Source organism: Streptomyces niveiscabiei, from assembly GCF_001419795.1.
GTDB lineage: Bacteria > Actinomycetota > Actinomycetes > Streptomycetales > Streptomycetaceae > Streptomyces > Streptomyces niveiscabiei.
Genome location: NZ_LIRL01000185.1, coordinates 1 through 17,303, shown reverse-complemented (window position 1 = coordinate 17,303; position 17,303 = coordinate 1). Strand labels below are relative to the sequence as shown.

15 protein-coding genes are annotated in these 17,303 nt (G+C 71.5%); 1 reads left to right on the top strand and 14 read right to left on the bottom strand.

The window, feature by feature from the left end; genetic code table 11:
• Window positions 1-13 precede the first annotated feature (13 nt).
• The 14 genes from ispG to AOK24_RS10195 form a co-directional block, all read right to left on the bottom strand.
• Window positions 14-1,171, bottom strand: coding sequence for a flavodoxin-dependent (E)-4-hydroxy-3-methylbut-2-enyl-diphosphate synthase (ispG, locus tag AOK24_RS10260; RefSeq protein ID WP_055719748.1), 1,158 nt, complete (start codon window positions 1,169-1,171; stop codon window positions 14-16).
• Entirely contained in the window at window positions 1,168-2,190 is a 1,023-nt protein-coding gene (gene hpnH, locus AOK24_RS10255) for an adenosyl-hopene transferase HpnH (protein WP_055719747.1), read from the bottom strand. The genes ispG and hpnH overlap by 4 nt, the downstream gene beginning before the upstream one ends.
• A gap of 5 nt (window positions 2,191-2,195) precedes the next feature.
• Window positions 2,196-2,837: a phosphorylase family protein gene (locus AOK24_RS10250; protein ID WP_055719746.1), complete on the bottom strand. Its 642-nt coding sequence runs from the start codon at window positions 2,835-2,837 to the stop codon at window positions 2,196-2,198.
• Entirely contained in the window at window positions 2,837-4,900 is a 2,064-nt protein-coding gene (gene shc / locus AOK24_RS10245; protein ID WP_055719745.1) for a squalene--hopene cyclase, read from the bottom strand. Before shc ends, AOK24_RS10250 begins: the two co-directional genes overlap by 1 nt.
• A 122-nt stretch (window positions 4,901-5,022) precedes the next feature.
• Window positions 5,023-6,090 carry a polyprenyl synthetase family protein gene (locus AOK24_RS10240; RefSeq protein WP_079056749.1) on the bottom strand — a complete coding sequence of 356 codons (1,068 nt, stop codon included), beginning with the start codon at window positions 6,088-6,090 and terminating at the stop codon, window positions 5,023-5,025.
• Between the two features lie 107 nt (window positions 6,091-6,197).
• The gene (gene hpnE / locus AOK24_RS10235) at window positions 6,198-7,589 is read right to left on the bottom strand and encodes a hydroxysqualene dehydroxylase HpnE (RefSeq protein ID WP_055719743.1); all 1,392 of its coding nucleotides are present in this window, start codon (window positions 7,587-7,589) and stop codon (window positions 6,198-6,200) included.
• Window positions 7,590-7,677: 88 nt separating this feature from the next.
• Window positions 7,678-8,592 carry a presqualene diphosphate synthase HpnD gene (hpnD, locus tag AOK24_RS10230; RefSeq protein ID WP_079056748.1) on the bottom strand — a complete coding sequence of 305 codons (915 nt, stop codon included), beginning with the start codon at window positions 8,590-8,592 and terminating at the stop codon, window positions 7,678-7,680.
• Between the two features lie 303 nt (window positions 8,593-8,895).
• On the bottom strand, window positions 8,896-9,678 hold the full coding sequence (locus AOK24_RS10225) for an ABC transporter ATP-binding protein (RefSeq protein WP_055719742.1): 783 nt from the start codon (window positions 9,676-9,678) through the stop codon (window positions 8,896-8,898).
• Entirely contained in the window at window positions 9,671-10,600 is a 930-nt protein-coding gene (locus AOK24_RS10220) for an ABC transporter permease (protein ID WP_055719741.1), read from the bottom strand. The genes AOK24_RS10225 and AOK24_RS10220 overlap by 8 nt, the downstream gene beginning before the upstream one ends.
• A 119-nt stretch (window positions 10,601-10,719) precedes the next feature.
• Window positions 10,720-11,565, bottom strand: coding sequence for a glycosyltransferase family 2 protein (locus AOK24_RS10215; protein WP_055719760.1), 846 nt, complete (start codon window positions 11,563-11,565; stop codon window positions 10,720-10,722).
• Window positions 11,566-11,609: 44 nt separating this feature from the next.
• Entirely contained in the window at window positions 11,610-12,389 is a 780-nt protein-coding gene (locus AOK24_RS10210) for a CDP-alcohol phosphatidyltransferase family protein (protein WP_079056751.1), read from the bottom strand.
• The gene (locus tag AOK24_RS10205; RefSeq protein ID WP_055719739.1) at window positions 12,367-13,428 is read right to left on the bottom strand and encodes an iron-containing alcohol dehydrogenase family protein; all 1,062 of its coding nucleotides are present in this window, start codon (window positions 13,426-13,428) and stop codon (window positions 12,367-12,369) included. The genes AOK24_RS10210 and AOK24_RS10205 overlap by 23 nt, the downstream gene beginning before the upstream one ends.
• Entirely contained in the window at window positions 13,416-14,153 is a 738-nt protein-coding gene (locus tag AOK24_RS10200; RefSeq protein WP_055719738.1) for a phosphocholine cytidylyltransferase family protein, read from the bottom strand. Before AOK24_RS10200 ends, AOK24_RS10205 begins: the two co-directional genes overlap by 13 nt.
• On the bottom strand, window positions 14,150-15,946 hold the full coding sequence (locus tag AOK24_RS10195) for a DUF5941 domain-containing protein (RefSeq protein ID WP_055719737.1): 1,797 nt from the start codon (window positions 15,944-15,946) through the stop codon (window positions 14,150-14,152). Before AOK24_RS10195 ends, AOK24_RS10200 begins: the two co-directional genes overlap by 4 nt.
• A 413-nt stretch (window positions 15,947-16,359) precedes the next feature.
• Here AOK24_RS10195 and AOK24_RS10190 point away from each other — a divergent pair, with 413 nt between their 5' ends.
• The gene (locus AOK24_RS10190; RefSeq protein WP_055719736.1) at window positions 16,360-17,301 is read left to right on the top strand and encodes a cation diffusion facilitator family transporter; all 942 of its coding nucleotides are present in this window, start codon (window positions 16,360-16,362) and stop codon (window positions 17,299-17,301) included.
• The last annotated feature ends 2 nt before the right edge of the window (window positions 17,302-17,303 follow it).

Here is a 17,303-nt window from a genome sequence, read left to right as displayed (position 1 = left end):
TCTGTACGGTGGTTCAACTCACGGTGACGGCGGGCTCCCCTGCTTCGACGCCGTCCTTCTCCAGCTGTGCGGCGATCTTCATCGCCTCCTCGATCAGGGTCTCGACGATCTTCGACTCGGGGACGGTCCTGACGACCTCGCCCTTCACGAAGATCTGCCCCTTGCCGTTCCCGGAGGCGACCCCGAGGTCGGCCTCGCGCGCCTCGCCGGGCCCGTTGACCACGCACCCCATGACGGCGACCCTGAGCGGCACCTCCATGCCGTCGAGGCCGGCCATGACCTCGTCGGCGAGCCGGTACACGTCGACCTGGGCGCGCCCGCAGGACGGGCAGGACACGATCTCCAGCCGCCGCTGCCGCAGGTTCAGCGACTCCAGGATCTGGATGCCGACCTTGACCTCCTCGGCGGGCGGCGCGGACAGCGAGACCCGGATGGTGTCACCGATGCCCTGGGAGAGCAACGCCCCGAACGCGACGGCCGACTTGACGGTCCCCTGGAACGCGGGCCCGGCCTCGGTGACCCCCAGATGCAGGGGATAGTCGCACTGCGCGGCCAACTGCCGGTACGCCTCGACCATCACGACGGGGTCGTTGTGCTTGACGGAGATCTTGATGTCCCGGAAGCCGTGCTCCTCGAACAGCGACGCCTCCCACAACGCCGACTCGACGAGCGCCTCCGGCGTCGCCTTCCCGTACTTCTGGAGCAGCCTCCGGTCCAGGGACCCGGCGTTGACCCCGATCCGGACCGGCGTCCCGTGATCGCGGGCGGCCCGCGCGATCTCCCGGACCTTGTCGTCGAACTGCTTGATGTTGCCGGGGTTGACCCGGACGGCCGCGCACCCGGCCTCGATCGCGGCGAACACGTACTTCGGCTGGAAGTGGATGTCCGCGATCACCGGGATCTGCGACTTGCGCGCGATGGTGGCGAGCGCGTCCGCGTCGTCCTGCGTGGGACACGCGACGCGGACGATCTGGCAGCCGGACGCGGTGAGCTCGGCGATCTGCTGGAGCGTCGCGCCGATGTCCGACGTACGCGTCGTCGTCATCGACTGCACCGACACAGGGGCCCCGCCCCCGACCGGTACCGGCCCGACGTCGATCCGCCGCGAGACACGTCGCGCGGCGATCGGACGGGCCGGTACCTCGGGGACGCCCAGGGGGACGGAGGTCACTCGCGGTTCCCGGCGACGGTCTCGCGCATGGCCCGCAGCGACTCCTTCAGCGAGCCCATGGTGGCGAGGACGGCGGTCGGTTCGTAGCCGCAGTGGGCCATGCAGTTGTCGCAGCGGGGGTCCTTGCCGCGGCCGTACTTGTCCCAGTCGGTCTTCTCGATGAGTTCGCGGTACGTCGGGACGTAGCCGTCGGCCATCAGGTAGCAGGGGCGCTGCCAGCCGAACAGGGAGTAGTTGGGGATCGCCCACGCCGTGCACGGGAAGTCGACCTTGCCCTCCAGGAAGTCCAGGAAGAGCGGGGAGTGGTTGAGCCGCCAGCGGCGCCGGCTGCCGCCGGAGAACGCCTTGCGGAACAGTTCGTGGGTCTGCTCGACGCCGAGGAAGTGGTCCTGGTCGGGGGCCTTCTCGTAGGCGTAGGCCGGGGAGATCATCATCTCGTCGACCTTGAGGTCGTCGTTGAGGTAGTTGAGGACCTCGATGATGGTCTGCGGGGTGTCGGTGTTGAAGAACGTCGAGTTGGTGGTGACGCGGAAGCCGCGCCGCTTGGCCTCCTTGATCGCCTCCACGGCCTCGTCGAACACGCCCTCCTTCGCGACCGACTCGTCGTGCCGCTCGCGCAGGCCGTCGATGTGCACGGTGAACGCGAAGTACGGCGACGGCGTGAACTTGTCGATCTTCTTGCGCAGCAGCAGGGCGTTGGTGCAGAGGAAGACGTACTTCTTCCGGGCCACCAACTGGCGCACGATCTCGTCGATCTGAGGGTGCATCAGGGGCTCGCCGCCCGCGATGGACACCATCGGCGCGCCCGACTCCAGGACCGCGCCGACGGCCTGCGCGACGGGCATGCGCTGTTTGAGGACACCGGCCGGGTGCTGGATCTTTCCGCAGCCCTCGCACTTCAGGTTGCAGGCGAACAGGGGTTCCAGCTCCACGATCAGCGGGAACTTGTCCCGCTTACGGAGCTTCTGTTCGGCCAGGTATGTGGCGACTTTGATGGACTGACGCAGCGGCATGGCCATCTGGCTCACCTCCGAGGGAGCAGCACATTACGGTGCCATTCGAAGAAAGAAGGCAGGACGGAACGAAGGACGCGGAAAGCCGATATTCCACCGCGCAGCGTGCCGATCCGGACGAGTTCATGTTCTGGAGCGTCCACGACCACCCGGACGGCCGCAACGGGGCGTGTGCCCGCGCGCACGGCGCTCAGGAGCGTCGCGGCGGACTCCATGTCCACGGCGATCGCGCCGGTGGCCCTGAGCGCGGAACGCTCCGGGCCCCGGACGACGTGGTCGGACCCCACGAGGGGGCCCGTGTGGACGGTGCACCCCGGCAGGGTGCGGGCGAGTTCCTTGACCAGCAGTTCGGTGTCCACGCACGGGACGCTCCCGCGCGGGTCCCGGGTCTCCTCGGCGACCACCAGGTCACCGGGGTGCATCCCGGGTGCGAGGCCCGCGCAGAACCCGGTGGCGAGCACGGCGGCCCCTTGAAGCAGCGGATCCGCGAGCACCCGCCCGACCGACCGCTCGGCGGCCCGCGGCCCCATCCCGGTGCGCAGCACGGTCACGGGCCCGGCGGCCCCGCCGCGGTCCCCCAGGCGCAGGGCGACATGCTCGATGCCCAGCGCACAGGCGACCAGCAGCGGGGCCGGACCGGACGGGGCTCCCATCAGCTCGCCTTGACGTCGGACGAACCTGCGGAGACCGCCTGGCCGGCCCCTCTCTTCTCGGCCCCCTGCACCGTGTCCGGCGTCCGGGCGAACACCGGCTCCCCGTTGACGTACCGCCCGAGCGCGGTCAGCGGGAACACCTGCCGGTACAGGTGGTAGTTGATCGAGAAGTCCCACGGGAACCCGGTGCCGGTGAAGTACGGCTCGTCCCAGGAGCCGTCCTCCCGCTGGGTCCGCGCGAGCCAGGCGATGCCCCGCTCGACAGCCCGGGAGTCGCGCTCGCCCGCCGCGAGGAGCGCCATCAGGGCCCAGCCGGTCTGGGAGGCCGTGGACGCGCCGCTGCCCGCCCACTTCGTGGACTCCTGGTAGGAGCGCAGGTCCTCGCCCCAGCCGCCGTCCTCGTTCTGGACGTGCTCCAGCCAGGTCACCGCGCGCCGGATCGCGGGGTGCTGGGCGGGCAGCCCGGCGGCGACGAGCGCGGGGACCACCGACCCGGTGCCGTACACGTAGTTGACGCCCCAGCGCCCGAACCACGAGCCGTCCGGCTCCTGTTCGGCGAGCAGCCAGGCGATGCCGCGCCGGGTGCGCGGGTCGTGGGAGAGGCCCTCGACCGCGAGCATCTCGACGACGTGCGCGGTGACGTCGGCGGACGGCGGGTCGATGACCTCGCCGAAGTCGCAGAACGGCAGCCGGTTGGGGAAGGGGCTGGTGTTGTCGACGTCGAAGGCGCCCCAGCCGCCGTCCCGGGACTGCATCCCGAGGTTCCACCGCACCCCGCGCGCGATCGCCTTCTCCACCCGCTCCGGGTCGTGGTGGCGGACCCGGCGCAGCGCGAGGACGACCTCGGCGGTGTCGTCGATGTCGGGGTAGTTGTCGTTGTGGAACTCGAACGCCCAGCCGCCCGGCGGCAGTTGGGGCCGCGATACGGACCAGTCGCCGGGCCGCACGATCTGCTCGCCGAGCATCCAGTCGGCGGCCTTCACCAACTGCGGGTGATCGGCGGGCACTCCGGCGTCCGCGAGGGCGATGGTGGCCAGGCAGGTGTCCCACACCGGCGACTGGCACGCCTCGATCATCCGGGCGCCGTCCTCGCGCCACACGGCGTACCGGTCCAGCGACTCCAACCCGGCGCGCATGACGGGGTGTTCGAGGTCGTAGCCGAGCAGGTACAGGGCGATGACGGAGTACACCGCGGGCGGCTGGATGCCTCCCCAGCAGCCGTCGTTCTCCTGCCGCTCGACGATCCAGCGGGCGGCGGAGTTCAGCGCGGACCGCCTGAGCCGGCGCACCGCGAACGGCCGGTAGCCGCGCACGACCTTGTCGAGCCGCTGGAAGAGCCCGTCCCAACTCGCCAGCGGGGCCAGGGGTTTGGGCGGGTTGGGCAGCGCGGGGTCGGCGTGCAGCTCGTCCAGCGGGAAGGGCGCCGGACGCACCGGGCGCTTCGCGGAGACCACGGTCAGCGGAACGATGGTCTGCCGGGCCCAGCAGCCGAAGTTGTAGATCGACAGGGGGAACCAGCGCGGGAAGTAGATGAGTTCCGGCGGGAGTTCGGGCAGGTCCTCCCACTTCCACCAGCCGAACAGGGCGAGCCAGATCCGGGTGAAGACGCGGGCGGAGGCGATGCCGCCCCGGTCGCGGATCCAGGCGGACGCCTTCGCCATGTGCGGGGCCTCGGGGTCGTCCCCGGCGAGCCGGAGGGCGACGTACGCCTCGATCGTGGCGGAGAGGTCGGGAGGGCCGCCGTAGAAGGTGGCCCAGGTGCCGTCCTCGCGCTGTTCGCCGCGGACGAAGAGGGCGGACGCCTGGGTGGTCTCCTCGTCGCGGATGCCGAGGAACTGCCGCAGGAGCAGGTCCTCGGCGTCCATGGTGACGTTGGTCTCCAGGTCGCCCTTCCACCAGCCCTGCGCGTCCTGGTGGGCGAGCAGGTGCTCGGTGGCGCGGCGCATCGCGCGCTCGGCGGCTTCTTGTACCCCGGCCGCCACGGGGATCGTGATGTCGGTGTCGCTGGCCGCGGCAGCGCGGGGCGGCAGGGCCCCGGTGCTTCCGTCGGTCGTCGCTGTCATGGCTTCCCCTATCAGTGCAGTCGTGCGAAGTCGTGCTGCTGTGGGTCCGCCGTCGGCCGGTGCTTCCGTTCTCCTCGCGGCACCGGCCGGCGACTACGCGAGGGCTATTCGACCGATAGTGATCATCTCTTTCGTACGACGACGAAGTCGGCGAGCGCCGTGAACTTCTCCCGTACCTGCTCGGGCATGTCCACGTCGCCGAGGGCTTCGATGGCGATGGTGTGCTGGCGGCGCGCTTCCGCGGCCGTCCACTCCCGGCCGCCCGCCTCCTCGATGAGGGCGGCGCGGGCCGCGAACTCCTCCTCGGAGAAGTTCGCGAAGTCGGTGCTCTTCGCGTCGGCGGCGAGCAGGTCGCCGAGCCGCTCCGAGGCGCTGCCGCCGGCCGCGAGCGCGGCGACGACGGGCAGGGACTTCTTGCGCTGGCGCAGGTCGGACCAGGTCTGCTTGCCGGTCGCGTCCGGGTCGCCCCAGATGCCGAGGAGGTCGTCGACGGCCTGGAAGGCGAGGCCCAGGTGGTAGCCGTACTTCTCCAGGGTGTCGGCGTCCTTCTCGCCCGCCCCGCCGAGGACGGCCCCGACGGAGGAGGCGCAGGCGAGGAGGGCGCCGGTCTTGTTGCCCTCCATCTCCAGGCACTCCTCGACGCTGACGCGGTCGCGGTGCTCGTAGGAGATGTCCTGGGCCTGCCCGTCGATGAGGGCGCGGGTCGCGGCGGTGAGCCGGCGTGCGGCGCGGCCGGCGCCCGCGGTGCCGGACTCCAGGAGGACCTCGTAGGCGAGCGCGAAGAGGGCGTCGCCGACGAGGATCGCCTGGGCGGGGCCGTGCACCTTCCAGACGGTGTCGCGGTGGCGGCGCTGCTCGTCGCCGTCCATCAGGTCGTCGTGCAGGAGCGAGAAGTTGTGCACCAGCTCGACGGCGACCGCGCCGGGTACGCCGACGGCCGGGTCGGCGCCGGTGACCTCGGCGGACAGCACGGCGAGCGCGGGGCGTACGGCCTTGCCGCCGTCGCCCTCGGTGGGGTTGCCCAGGGCGTCGATCCAGCCGAAGTGGTAGGCCGCGACCGTGTCCATGGGGGGTGCGAGCCGGCTCGCGGCGGCCCGCAGCACCGGGGTGGCCAGGGTGCGTCCGCGCTCCAGGAGCGCGGTCACGTCCACCGCGGTCCTTCGAGCGGCGGCCGGCGAGGCCGGGGGCACAGTGGGCACAGTTTCTCCTCTTGTCGCGGTGTGCGCGGCGTGCGCGGCGTGATCGGGGGCCGCGGTACCGGAGGTGCGGGAACCTGCCGTGCTGTGCTGGTGGAGCATCAGGCGGCCTCCTCTGATGCGAAGAGCCGGGAGGGTCGTGGGCGGCCGAGCGCGCCGAGCGCGGCATCCACCGCGTTCGTACCGCTGCGGACCGCGCTCTCCATGGTCGCGGGCCACCCGGTGGCGGTCCACGCGCCGGCCAGGTAGAGGCCGGGTGCTTTCGTGCGGGCGCCGGGACGCAGCCGTCCGACGCCGGGGGCGGGGGCGAAGGTCGCGGTCTTCTCGCGGGTGACGAAGAAGTCGCGTACGGCGGCGCCGCGCGCCCTCGGCAGCAGCTTCTCCAGCTCCGGCAGGTAGCGCTCGCGCAGCGCCGCCACGGGCGCGTCGATCTCGTCCTGGGCGGCCGACTGGGACAGCGCCAGGTACTGGCCGCCGGTGAGCCCGGAGGCGTCGGTGCGGTCGAAGACCCACTGGACGGGGGTGCCGAGGGCGGCGAGGAAGGGCACGTTCATGACCGGCCGGTCGTAGATCACGTGCACGTTCAGGATGGGCGCGGTGCCGATCTCCAGGAGCCGCCCGGGTGCGTCGAGCGCCCCGGCCGGCAGGAGGTCGTACGCCTCGCGCTGGGGTACGGCGAGAACGACCGCGTCCGTTTCGAGGGCGCGGCCGGGAACTTCCACGGTCCACCGGCCGTTGTCCTGCCGGGAGATGGAGGTGACGCGTGTTCGGACCTCGATGTTCACGCCCGCGGAGTCGAGCGCCTTGCGGGCCAGCCGGTCGTGCAGTTCGCCCAGCGGGACATGGGCCCAGCCGATGTCGGCGGCGCCCGGGTCGGACAGCAGACCGGTCTTGAACACCATCGCGGCGAGCCCCAGCGAGGCGTCTGTCGCGACCGCGTTGAGGGTGGCGACCCCGACCAGGTCCCACAGGGCCTCGACGGTCCGCGCGGACTGGCCGTGCGCGGCCAGCCAGCCGCCGAAGTCCTGCTCGTCCAGCGCCGGGTCGGCGGGGTCGAGCCCCTTCAGCGCGAGCGCGGCGCGGCCCACCTTGGCGCGCTCGGCGAGCGAGAGATGCGGGTACGTGGCGAGGCTGCGCCCGAGATGCAGTGGCACCGGCAGGGCGTCACGCCTGAGCCTGCCCAGCCGCCGTCCCTCGGGTCTGGCGACGTCGACGACCGGTACGTCGAGCCGGGGCTGGAGCGGGGCGAGTCCGGCGCCGCCGATGCGCTCCAGGAACCAGCGGTAGGCCGTGCAGCAGCGCAGGTAGACGTGCTGGCCGTTGTCGACGCTCAACTCGCCGCGCCGGAAGGAGAACGCGAGCCCGCCGAGGCGTGGCCGCCCTTCGAGGAGGGTGACCCGCACGCCCGCGTCCGCGAGGCCGAGCGCCGCGGTGACCCCGGCGAGGCCGCCGCCGACGACGACGGCGGAGCGGCCGGTGTTCTCGTCGGTCATCGTGCGCCCTCCCATGCCGTCTGTGACGCCGGGCGGACGCGGAGGGTTGCCCGGGAGACGGGGGTGACAAGCGGGGCCCAAGAGTCCGTCAAGAGGACCTCCTGACGGTCTGGCGGGAGACGGTGCGGGCGTCGAGTCCGGACAGGCCGCGCGCGGCGACGTACGCCTTCTCCCGGCCGGGCAGGGAGACCCGGCCGCGCAGGACGGCCTCGGGATCGCGTTCGATGCGGTCGAGCAGGCGCCGGTAGATCCCGGCCATCGCGGCCACGCAGGCGCCGCTGCGCCTATCCAGCATCGGCAGCAGGCGGTAGCCCTCGGCGAACAGCGCGCGGGCGCGCCGTACCTCGAAGTGGACGAGGCCCGCGAAGTCGGAGCCCGGCGGGGGCACGGGGGAGGCGAAGCCGGCCGCGCAGCCGAACTTGGCGAGGTCGTCGGCGGGCAGGTAGGTACGGCCGCCCTCGGCGTCCTCGCGGACGTCGCGCAGGATGTTGGTGAGCTGGAGGGCGAGGCCGAGGGTGTCGGCGTACTCGGGGGCCCGCTCGACGCCGCGCGCGCCGGGGCGGGTGCCGAAGACGCCGATGGAGAGCCGTCCGATGGCTCCGGCGACGCACTTGCAGTACGTCTTGAGGTCGTCCCAGGTCTCGTAGGTCTCGCCGCGCAGGTCCATCTCGACGCCGTCGATCAGCTCGTCGAGCCCGCCGAGCGGGACGGGGTAGACGCGGGAGGCGTGGGTGAGGGCGACCGCGACGGGGTCGGTGTCGTCCTCGGCGACGTCGCCCTCGCGCACGCGGGCGAGCAGGGCGCGGGTCTCGTCGAGGCGGGTGCGTTTCACCTCGGGTTTCAGGTCGCCGTCGCCGATGTCGTCGACGAGGCGCGCGAAGCCGTAGATCGCCATGAGGTCGTCACGCCAGGCGCGGGGGAGGAAGAAGGGGGCGACGGGGAAGTTCTCGTCGGCGGCCTTGTCGAGGGTGCCACGGTCGGTGCTGGGAGTATCCGTAGCCATTGCCGTCACATCTCCCGTTCTACACTGCCGACCCAATACGCACTATTTCGGACACGCCGCCCGGACCCCCGCGCGGCGGTGTCCCCACTGAAGTCGTCCGCGCACGTTATCGCCCCACTTGCCGCGATTCGAGACCGCTACAGCTTACGTTGTACAGCGAACGGTGGTTCGTCGGGGTCTCCCGCAGATCACAACAACACACCGATTGCCGTCAAGATTCCTATCGCCCCGCCGAGTTGACATTTCTTTTGCAGACGCGGGGCCCCGCCGGAAGGTTCCGGCGGGGCCCCGGTGTCGGGCGGGCTATTTGCCCGTGAACTTCTCGTACTCCTTGATCACCGCGTCCGTCGGACCGTCCATGCGCAGCTCGCCGCGCTCCAGCCACAGAACCCGGTCGCAGGTGTCGCGGATCGACTTGTTGCTGTGGCTGACGAGGAACACCGTGCCCGCCTGCTTGCGCAGTTCCCGGATGCGTTCCTCGGAGCGGACCTGGAACTTGCGGTCGCCGGTCGCGAGGGCCTCGTCGATCATCAGGACGTCGTGGTCCTTGGCGGCGGCGATGGAGAAGCGCAGCCGCGCCGCCATCCCGGAGGAGTAGGTGCGCATCGGCAGCGAGATGAAGTCGCCCTTCTCGTTGATCCCCGAGAAGTCGACGATCTCCTGGTAGCGCTCCTTGACCTGCTCCCGGGACATGCCCATGGCGAGCCCGCCGAGGACGACGTTGCGCTCCCCGGTCAGGTCGTTCATCAGGGCCGCGTTGACGCCGAGCAGCGAGGGCTGCCCGTCGGTGTACACCCTGCCGCTCTCCGGCGGCAGCAGCCCGGCGATCGCCCGCAGCAGCGTCGACTTGCCCGAGCCGTTGGTGCCGATCAGCCCGATCGCCTCACCCCGGTACGCGGTGAACGACACCCCCCGTACGGCGTGGACCTTGCGCACGCCGCGTTCCTCGCCGCCCTTGCGGCGCTTGACGATCCGGCTGAGGGCGGCGGTCGCGCTGCCCTTGCCGCCCTTGGCGCCGTTGACGCGGTACACGATGTGCACGTCCTGCGCGATGACGGTGGGCACCCTGGGGTTCTGCTCAGCCACGGCCGTACCTCTCCTCCGCCTGCCAGAAGTACACGAAGCCGCCGACGGCGAACAGGACGGCCCAGCCGCCCGCGACCATCCAGACGTGGTCGGGCAGGTTGGCCGAGCCGTAGTCCTCGATCAGGGCGAAACGCATCAGGTCCATGTAGACGGCCGTCGGGTTCCACTGGAGCACGGTGGAGACCCAGCCGGGACGCTCGGCGAGGTAGACCGGGATGGAGAACATGACACCGGACGCGTACATCCACGTGCGCAGCACGAACGGCATGAGCTGCGCGAGGTCGGGGGTCTTGGCGCCGGCCCGGGCGAAGATCAGGGCGAGGCCGGTGTTGAAGAGGAACTGGAGCGCCAGCACCGGCACGATCAACGCCCAGGACAGGTCCGGGTAGCTGCCGAACGCCATCACGACCAGGAACAGCACCAGCATCGACCACAGCAGCTGCTGGAGCTGCTGGAGCGCGAAGGAGATCGGCAGGGAGGCGCGCGGGAAGTGCAGCGCGCGCACCAGGCCGAGGTTGCCGGAGATCGCCCGCACGCCCGACATGACCGAGCTCTGCGTGAAGGTGAAGACGAAGATGCCCGTGACGAGGAACGGGATGTAGACGTCCTTCGGCATGCCCTTCCCGGCGTTCAGGATCAGCCCGAAGATCAGGAAGTACACGACCGCGTTCAGCAGCGGCGTCGCCACCTGCCAGAGCTGGCCCAGCTTGGCCTGGCTGTACTGGGCGGCCAGCTTGGCCGAGGAGAAGGCCAGGATGAAGTGGCGCCGGCCCCACAGCTGGCGGACGTACGCGCGCAGGGACGGGCGGGCCCCGCTGACGGCCAGCCCGTACTTCGCGGCGAGCTGCTCGGGCGTGAGCCCGTCGTCCGGTGACGGGGGCTCACTCGTCATGACGCCGCCTTCATGGGTTCTCTCACTCACAAGCGGAAACTTTCGTCTCGGGATGCGCGGCCTGGGCGGGCCTGGCACGAGGCGGGGAGGGTGGCCTTACGGCCCGGTCGCCGGTCTCCGGCTGCCGTCCGGGCCCGGGGAGGAGCTTTTCAGATGATCGGCGGACGGCCCAGCCGGGTCAGCCGCCACACCGTACGCCACCGCATCGGCCGGCGTGGGCCGCAGTCGGTGGTCCAGCCTTCCCGGAAACCGCCGAACCACGCCTTCAGCGCGGACAGGGAGGGCCGGCGGAGCAGGGTCAGCGCCAGCCACACCCCGAGGTAGACCGGGACGAGGACGGCGGGCAGGTTGCGGCGGGCCAGCCACACGCGGTTGCGGGCCACCATGCGGTGGTAGACCGCGTGCCGCGAGGGCGCCGTCGTCGGGTGGAACAGCACCATGTCGGACCGGTAGTCGATCCCCCACCCGGCGTCCAGCGCCCGCCACGCGAGGTCGGTCTCCTCGTGGGCGTAGAAGAACGCGTCGGGCAACCCGCCGACCTCGGCGAACACCTGGGTTCGCACGGCGTTGGCGCCGCCGAGGAACGTCGTGACCCGCGAGGAGCGCATCGGGTCGGAGGCTCGCAGCCTCGGCACGTGCCGGCGCTGCGTCACCCCCGTCTCGGGGTCGGCGATGCGGAAGCTGACGATCCCGAGCCGCGCGTCCTCGGCGAACGCCCTGCGGCACAGCTCGGCGGTGTCGTGCTCCGGCAGCAGGCCGTCGTCGTCGAGGAACAGCAGTATGTCGACGTCCCGCCCGCTCGGCCCGAACGCCTCGATGCCGACGTTGCGCCCGCCCGGGATGCCGAGGTTCTCCGGCAGCTCGACCGTGCGCACGCCCTCGGGTACGTCGGGGACGGGCGAGCCGTTGCCGACCACGACCACCTCGACCGGGTCGCCGTCCTGCTTGGCGACCGAGTCGAGCAGCGCCCGCAGTTCCTCGGGGCGGTTGCCCATCGTGATGACGACGGCGCCGACCTTCGTGCCGGCCTCGGTGGAGGTCACTTCAGCCTGCTGGAGACCAGCACCGACACCAGGTGCAGGAGCGTCTGGAGGAGCGCGATCCCGGCGAGGACGGCGGTGCCCAGGCGGGTCCAGAACAGGTCGCCGTGGTAGTGGTCGGCGACCGCGAGGACCAGGATCAGCAAGGACGCCTCGATGCCGAGGATCAGCCGGTGGAACTTGAGCGCGGCGGCGGCCTTGCGGGCCAGCGCCATCCCGGAGGAGCGCGGCTCGGACGCCGACTCCTTGACCGGCGCCATCCCGTTCTGGTGCCGGGCCACCCCGACCAGGTCCGTCTCGGCCTTGATCAGGATCGCGCCGAGCGCGGCGAGCGTCCCGAGGAACGCCCACAGCCAGTCGATGCGCCCGGTGCCGAACACGTCGGCGGCGCGCAGGCCGAGGCCGACGAGGACGGCCGCGTCGGTCAGGTAGGCGCCGACGCGGTCCAGGTAGACGCCGGCCAGTGAGTACTGCTTGCGCCAGCGCGCGATCTCGCCGTCCACGCAGTCCAGCAGGAGGTACAGCTGCACCGCGACGACGCCGAGGACCGCACCCCAGATGCCGGGCACCAGGAGGGCGGGGGCGGCCAGGACGCCGCAGACCGTCATCAGGTACGTCAACTGGTTCGGCGTGACGCGGGTGTTGACCAGGTAGCGGTCGACCCTGAGGGACACCTCGCGCATGTAGAGGCGGCCCATCCAGTGCTCGCCGCTGCGGCGGTCCTTGACCCCTGCGGGGTGGACTACCGGCCGGAGTTCAGCTACCGATGGCCTTGACATAGTCGGCGTAGACGTCCTTGATCTGGTCGGTCGTGAGGTCGAGGTGTTCGAGGATCGTGTAGCGGCCGGGGCGGGTCTGCGGGGCGAACTCGACGGCCCGGACGAACTCGTCCACGCTGAAGCCGATCTCCTCCGGCAGCACCGGCAGGCCGTGGCGGCGCAGGACCTCCGCCATGTACGCGGACTCCTCGTGCGCGCCCCGCAGGTACATGGCGAACGCGGCACCGAGGCCGCACTGCTCGCCGTGCGCCGCGGCACGCTTGGGGAACAGCAGGTCGAAGGCGTGGTTGATCTCGTGGCAGGCGCCGGAGGAGGGCCGCGAGTCGCCGGAGACGGACATCGCGATCCCGGTGAGGACCAGCGCCTCGGCGAGGACCTGGAGGAACCCGTCGTCGCCGACGCCACCGGGGTGGCGCAGCACCGCCTCGCCCGCCTGACGGGCCATGGCGGCGGCGAGGCCGTCGATCTTCTCGCCGTTGACCCGGTTGGACAGCTCCCAGTCCGCGACGGCCGAGATGTTGGAGATCGCGTCGCCGATCCCGGACCGCACGAACCGGACGGGCGCCTCACGGACGAGTTCGAGGTCGATGACGACCGCGATCGGGTTCGGTACGCCGTACGAGCCGCGCCCCGCGTCGTTGTCGAGGGTCGCGACCGGCGAACACAGGCCGTCGTGCGCCAGGTTGGTGGCGACCGCGACCAGCGGCAGCCCGACCCGGGCGGCGGCGAACTTCGCGCAGTCGATGATCTTCCCGCCGCCGAGGCCGACGACCGCGTCGTAGTGGCCGGCCTTTATGGCACCGGCGAGGCTGATCGCGTCGTCGAGGGTGCCGCCCCCGACCTCGTACCAGCTCGCGCCCGGCAGGCTCGGCTGGAGCCGCTCCCTCAGGCGCGCGCCCGACCCCGGGCTGACGGCGACCGCCAGCTTCCCCGAGTGCGAGATGCGCTCGTCGGCGAGGACCCCGGCGAGGTCGTCGAGGGCACCCGCGCGGATGTCCACGACGACCGGCGACGGGATCAGCCGGGTCAGTACTGGCATGCGATCTCCCGCCCCTTGGCCAGGTCGTCGTGGTTGTCGATCTCGACCCACTTGACGTCACCGATGGGCGCCACGTCGATCTGGAAGCCGCGGTTGACCAGCTCCTGGTAGCCGTGCTCGTAGAACTGCTGGGGGTCGGTCTCCCACACGGTCTTGAGCGCGTCGGCGAGGTCCTCGGCGGCGGCGCCCTCGATGAGGGTGACGCCGATGTACTCGCCGGTCGCCTCGGCCGGGTCCATCAGCTTGGTGATCTTGCTGACGCCCTTCTCGGGGTCGGCGACGACCTTCATCTCCTCGTCGGCGAGGGACTTCACCGCGTCGAGGGCGAGGATGATCTTCTTGCCGTCGCCGCGCGCCGCGAGCAGCGTCTTCTCGACGGAGACCGGGTGGACGGTGTCGCCGTTGGCGAGGATCACCCCGCCCTTGAGGGCGTCACGGCCGCACCACAGGGAGTAGGCGTTGTTCCACTCCTCGGCCTTGTCGTTGTCGATGAGGGTGAGCTTCAGGCCGTACTTGGCCTCCAGGGCCGCCTGGCGCTCGTACACGGCCTCCTTGCGGTACCCGACGATGATCGCGACCTCGGTGAGGCCGATCTCGGCGAAGTTGCCGAGGGTCAGGTCGAGGACGGTCGTCTCGCCGTCCACCGGCACCAGCGCCTTGGGCAGGGTGTCGGTGTAGGGGCGCAGTCTCCGGCCGGCGCCGGCCGCCAGCACGAGGCCGATCATGCGAGTTCTCCTTCGTCGTGTACGGCAGGGGCGCCGGCCTTGTGTGCGGCGACCCAGAAGCGGATGCTCTCGACGAGCCCCAGCAGGGCGACGGCCACGGCGAGCGCCGTGAGCGCGAGCGGCTTCCCGTCGAGCAGGGCGGCGAGGACGCAGACGAGCAGCGTCCGTCCTTCCTGCCCCCCGATGGCGCGCACCAGCCAGGCCGGCGGCGCTCCGGCGCCACCGCGGATGCGGTACACCGTGTCGTAGTGATGGTAGGCGACGGCGCCCACCAGCCCGAAAGCCGCCGGAAGCGCTCCGTTCACGTCGGCGTGGACCGCGAGCAACAGGACGGTGGTGTATTCGGCGGTGCGGAAGAGGGGGACGATCAGCCAGTCCAGGCTGCCCTTGAGGGGCAGGGCGGTGGCGGTCGCGGAGCCGAGGACGTAGAGCGCGGCGAAGATCAGGGGCCAGCGGCTGCCGTGTCCCGTGAGGGCGGCGGCGAGCAGCAGGAGGGCCGTGACGCCGACGACCGTGCCGACGCGGGAGACCGTGCCGTGGTCGCGTACGCCGATGCGGCGGCCGAGGGGGTGCAGGGCCGCGACGAGCGCGCCGTTGTCCGCCATGTCGGCCAGCGCCCGCGCGGAGCGGTCCGTGTTCGGGGTGCGGCGGCGGAGCGAGCGGACGAGGCGGCCGGCCGTGGTGTACGCGGCGGCGAACGCGCAGCCGATCAGCAGGGCGTAGAAGGTGATGCGAGGGGTTGCGACGGCCGTCAGGACCGCGATCATCGCCCACCGCTCACCGATCGGCAGGATGATCATCCGGCGTACCCACACCGACAGGCCGACCTTCTTGACGGGTCCTGTCGCGGGGGGCGCGACGTCGTCCTCGGCCTCGTGGTACGCGAAGTCGACCATGTGACGGACGCTCTGGAGGACCATCGCGGCCAGGGCGAGGTGCCATACGTCGTCGCCGCCGCGCGCCGCTCCGAGGGCGAGGCCCGCGTAGTAGACGTACTCCTTGGCCCGGTCGAAGGTCGCGTCCAGCCAGGCGCCGAGCGTCGAGTACTTGAGGGCGTAGCGGGCCAGCTGGCCGTCCGTGCAGTCCAGGACGAACGACACGATCAGCAGGATGCCCGCAGCGACGAACCCCCCGCGCGTGCCGGTCGCCGCGCAGCCCGCCGCGATCAGGGCCGTCAGCAGGGAGGCGGTGGTGACCTGGTTGGGGGTCAGTCCGCGCCGCGCGCACCAGCGGGCGAGGTGGCGGGAGTAGGGGCTGATGAAGAAGGTCGTGAAGAAGCCGTCGCCGGACTTCACGGAGGACTTGAGGCGTACGGCCTCGTCGTCGACGGCGGCGACGGCCCGCCGCGCCTCGTCCAGGGCCTGCGGGTCCTGCGGGACGGCGGCCACGAGGCTGCCCAGCGCGGGGCGGTGCACGGTCGCGCCCTCGGCGTCCAGGGCCTCCACGACACGGTCGGCGACGCTGCCGACGGCTATCGCCGTACGGCCGCCCGCCGAGGTCTCCCGCGCGAGCGCCCGCCCCAGGGCGGTACGGCCGTCGGGGCGGGCCGCGACGGCGCCGGGTACGGCGGACAGGGGGAACCGGGGGTCGGTCAGCGCCAGCCTCAGCGCGTGCACGTGCCCCACGAACCGGGCGTCCACCAGCGCGACGCGCTCCCCGCACGGCGCCTCGGCGATCGCGCGTTCCGCCTCGGCGGCGCCCCGCACGGCCCTGACCTCGAACCCCAGGGACCTCAAGTCCGCCTCGATCGACGATCCGGGGACCGGAGTGCCGGTGAGGATGGCGGTCGACAACCGAACTCACTCCCTGAGAGCCGGCGCGCCCCGGCCACGTACGACGAATGTTCCGCGCCCGGCCCCCGACTCCGGGCGGGCGATATGACGGCAGAGGCTATCGGATACCCGAAGGCTCACGTTCACTGCCCGTTCAACCGTGCTCAAGACCGCACACACCGGGCTCGGGCGAGATCATCATCGGTGATCAAGGGGGTTCCGGCCAAACCGTGCCGACGGGGCGGTGACGGCCGGTGATCCCTTCGTCACGAGCCTCTGTGCCCACGGGCCCGCGAAGCCCTCGTCCCGGCTCTGACCTGCGGTTCATTTGCGCAGGTCAGAGCACATGACAACGGTGTTCAATGCCGCGTTGCCGGATACCCCCCACCCGTAGTTCACTGTGGGCTCGGGCTACCGCTGGGAGGGCATTCTTCATGGGGGCTGGACACGATCACGGGCACGGTCACAGCCATGCGCCGCCGACCGGGACGGCCGCCGCCGCGTACAAGGGGCGGCTGCGGATCGCGCTCGGGATCACCTTGGGCGTGATGGTGGTGGAGATCGTCGGCGGGGTCGTCGCGGACTCGCTCGCGCTGGTCGCGGACGCGGCCCACATGGCGACCGACGCCGTGGGGCTCGGGATGGCGCTGCTCGCGATCCGGTTCGCGGGGCGGCCGGCGAGTACGCACCGGACGTTCGGGCTCGCCCGCGCGGAGATCCTCGCGGCGCTCGCGAACTGCCTGCTGCTGCTCGGCGTCGGCGGGTTCGTGCTGTACGAGGCGGTGCAGCGGTTCTTCACCCCGGCGCCGACCGAGGGCGGCCTCATGGTCGTGTTCGGCGCGATCGGCCTGGTCGCGAACATGATCTCGCTCACGCTCCTGATGCGCGGCCAGAAGGAGAGCCTGAACGTGCGCGGCGCGTTCCTGGAGGTCGCCGCCGACGCGCTCGGCTCGGTCGCGGTGCTGATCTCGGCCGCGGTGATCCTGACGACGGGCTGGCAGGCCGCCGACCCGGTCGCCTCGCTGGTGATCGGCCTGATGATCGTCCCTCGGACGGTCAAGCTGCTGCGCGAGACGCTGGACGTGCTGCTGGAGTCCGCGCCGAAGGACGTCGACATGACCGAGGTGCGCGACCACATCCTCGCCCTGGACGGCGTCGAGGACGTCCACGACCTGCACGCCTGGACGATCACCTCGGGGCTGCCGGTGCTCTCCGCGCACATCGTCGTCCGCTCCGACGCCCTCGACGCGATCGGCCACGAGAAGCTGCTGCACGACCTCCAGGGGTGCCTGGGGCACCACTTCGATGTCGAGCACTGCACGTTCCAGCTGGAGCCGAGCGGGCACGCGGAGCATGAGGTGCGGCTCTGCCACTGAGG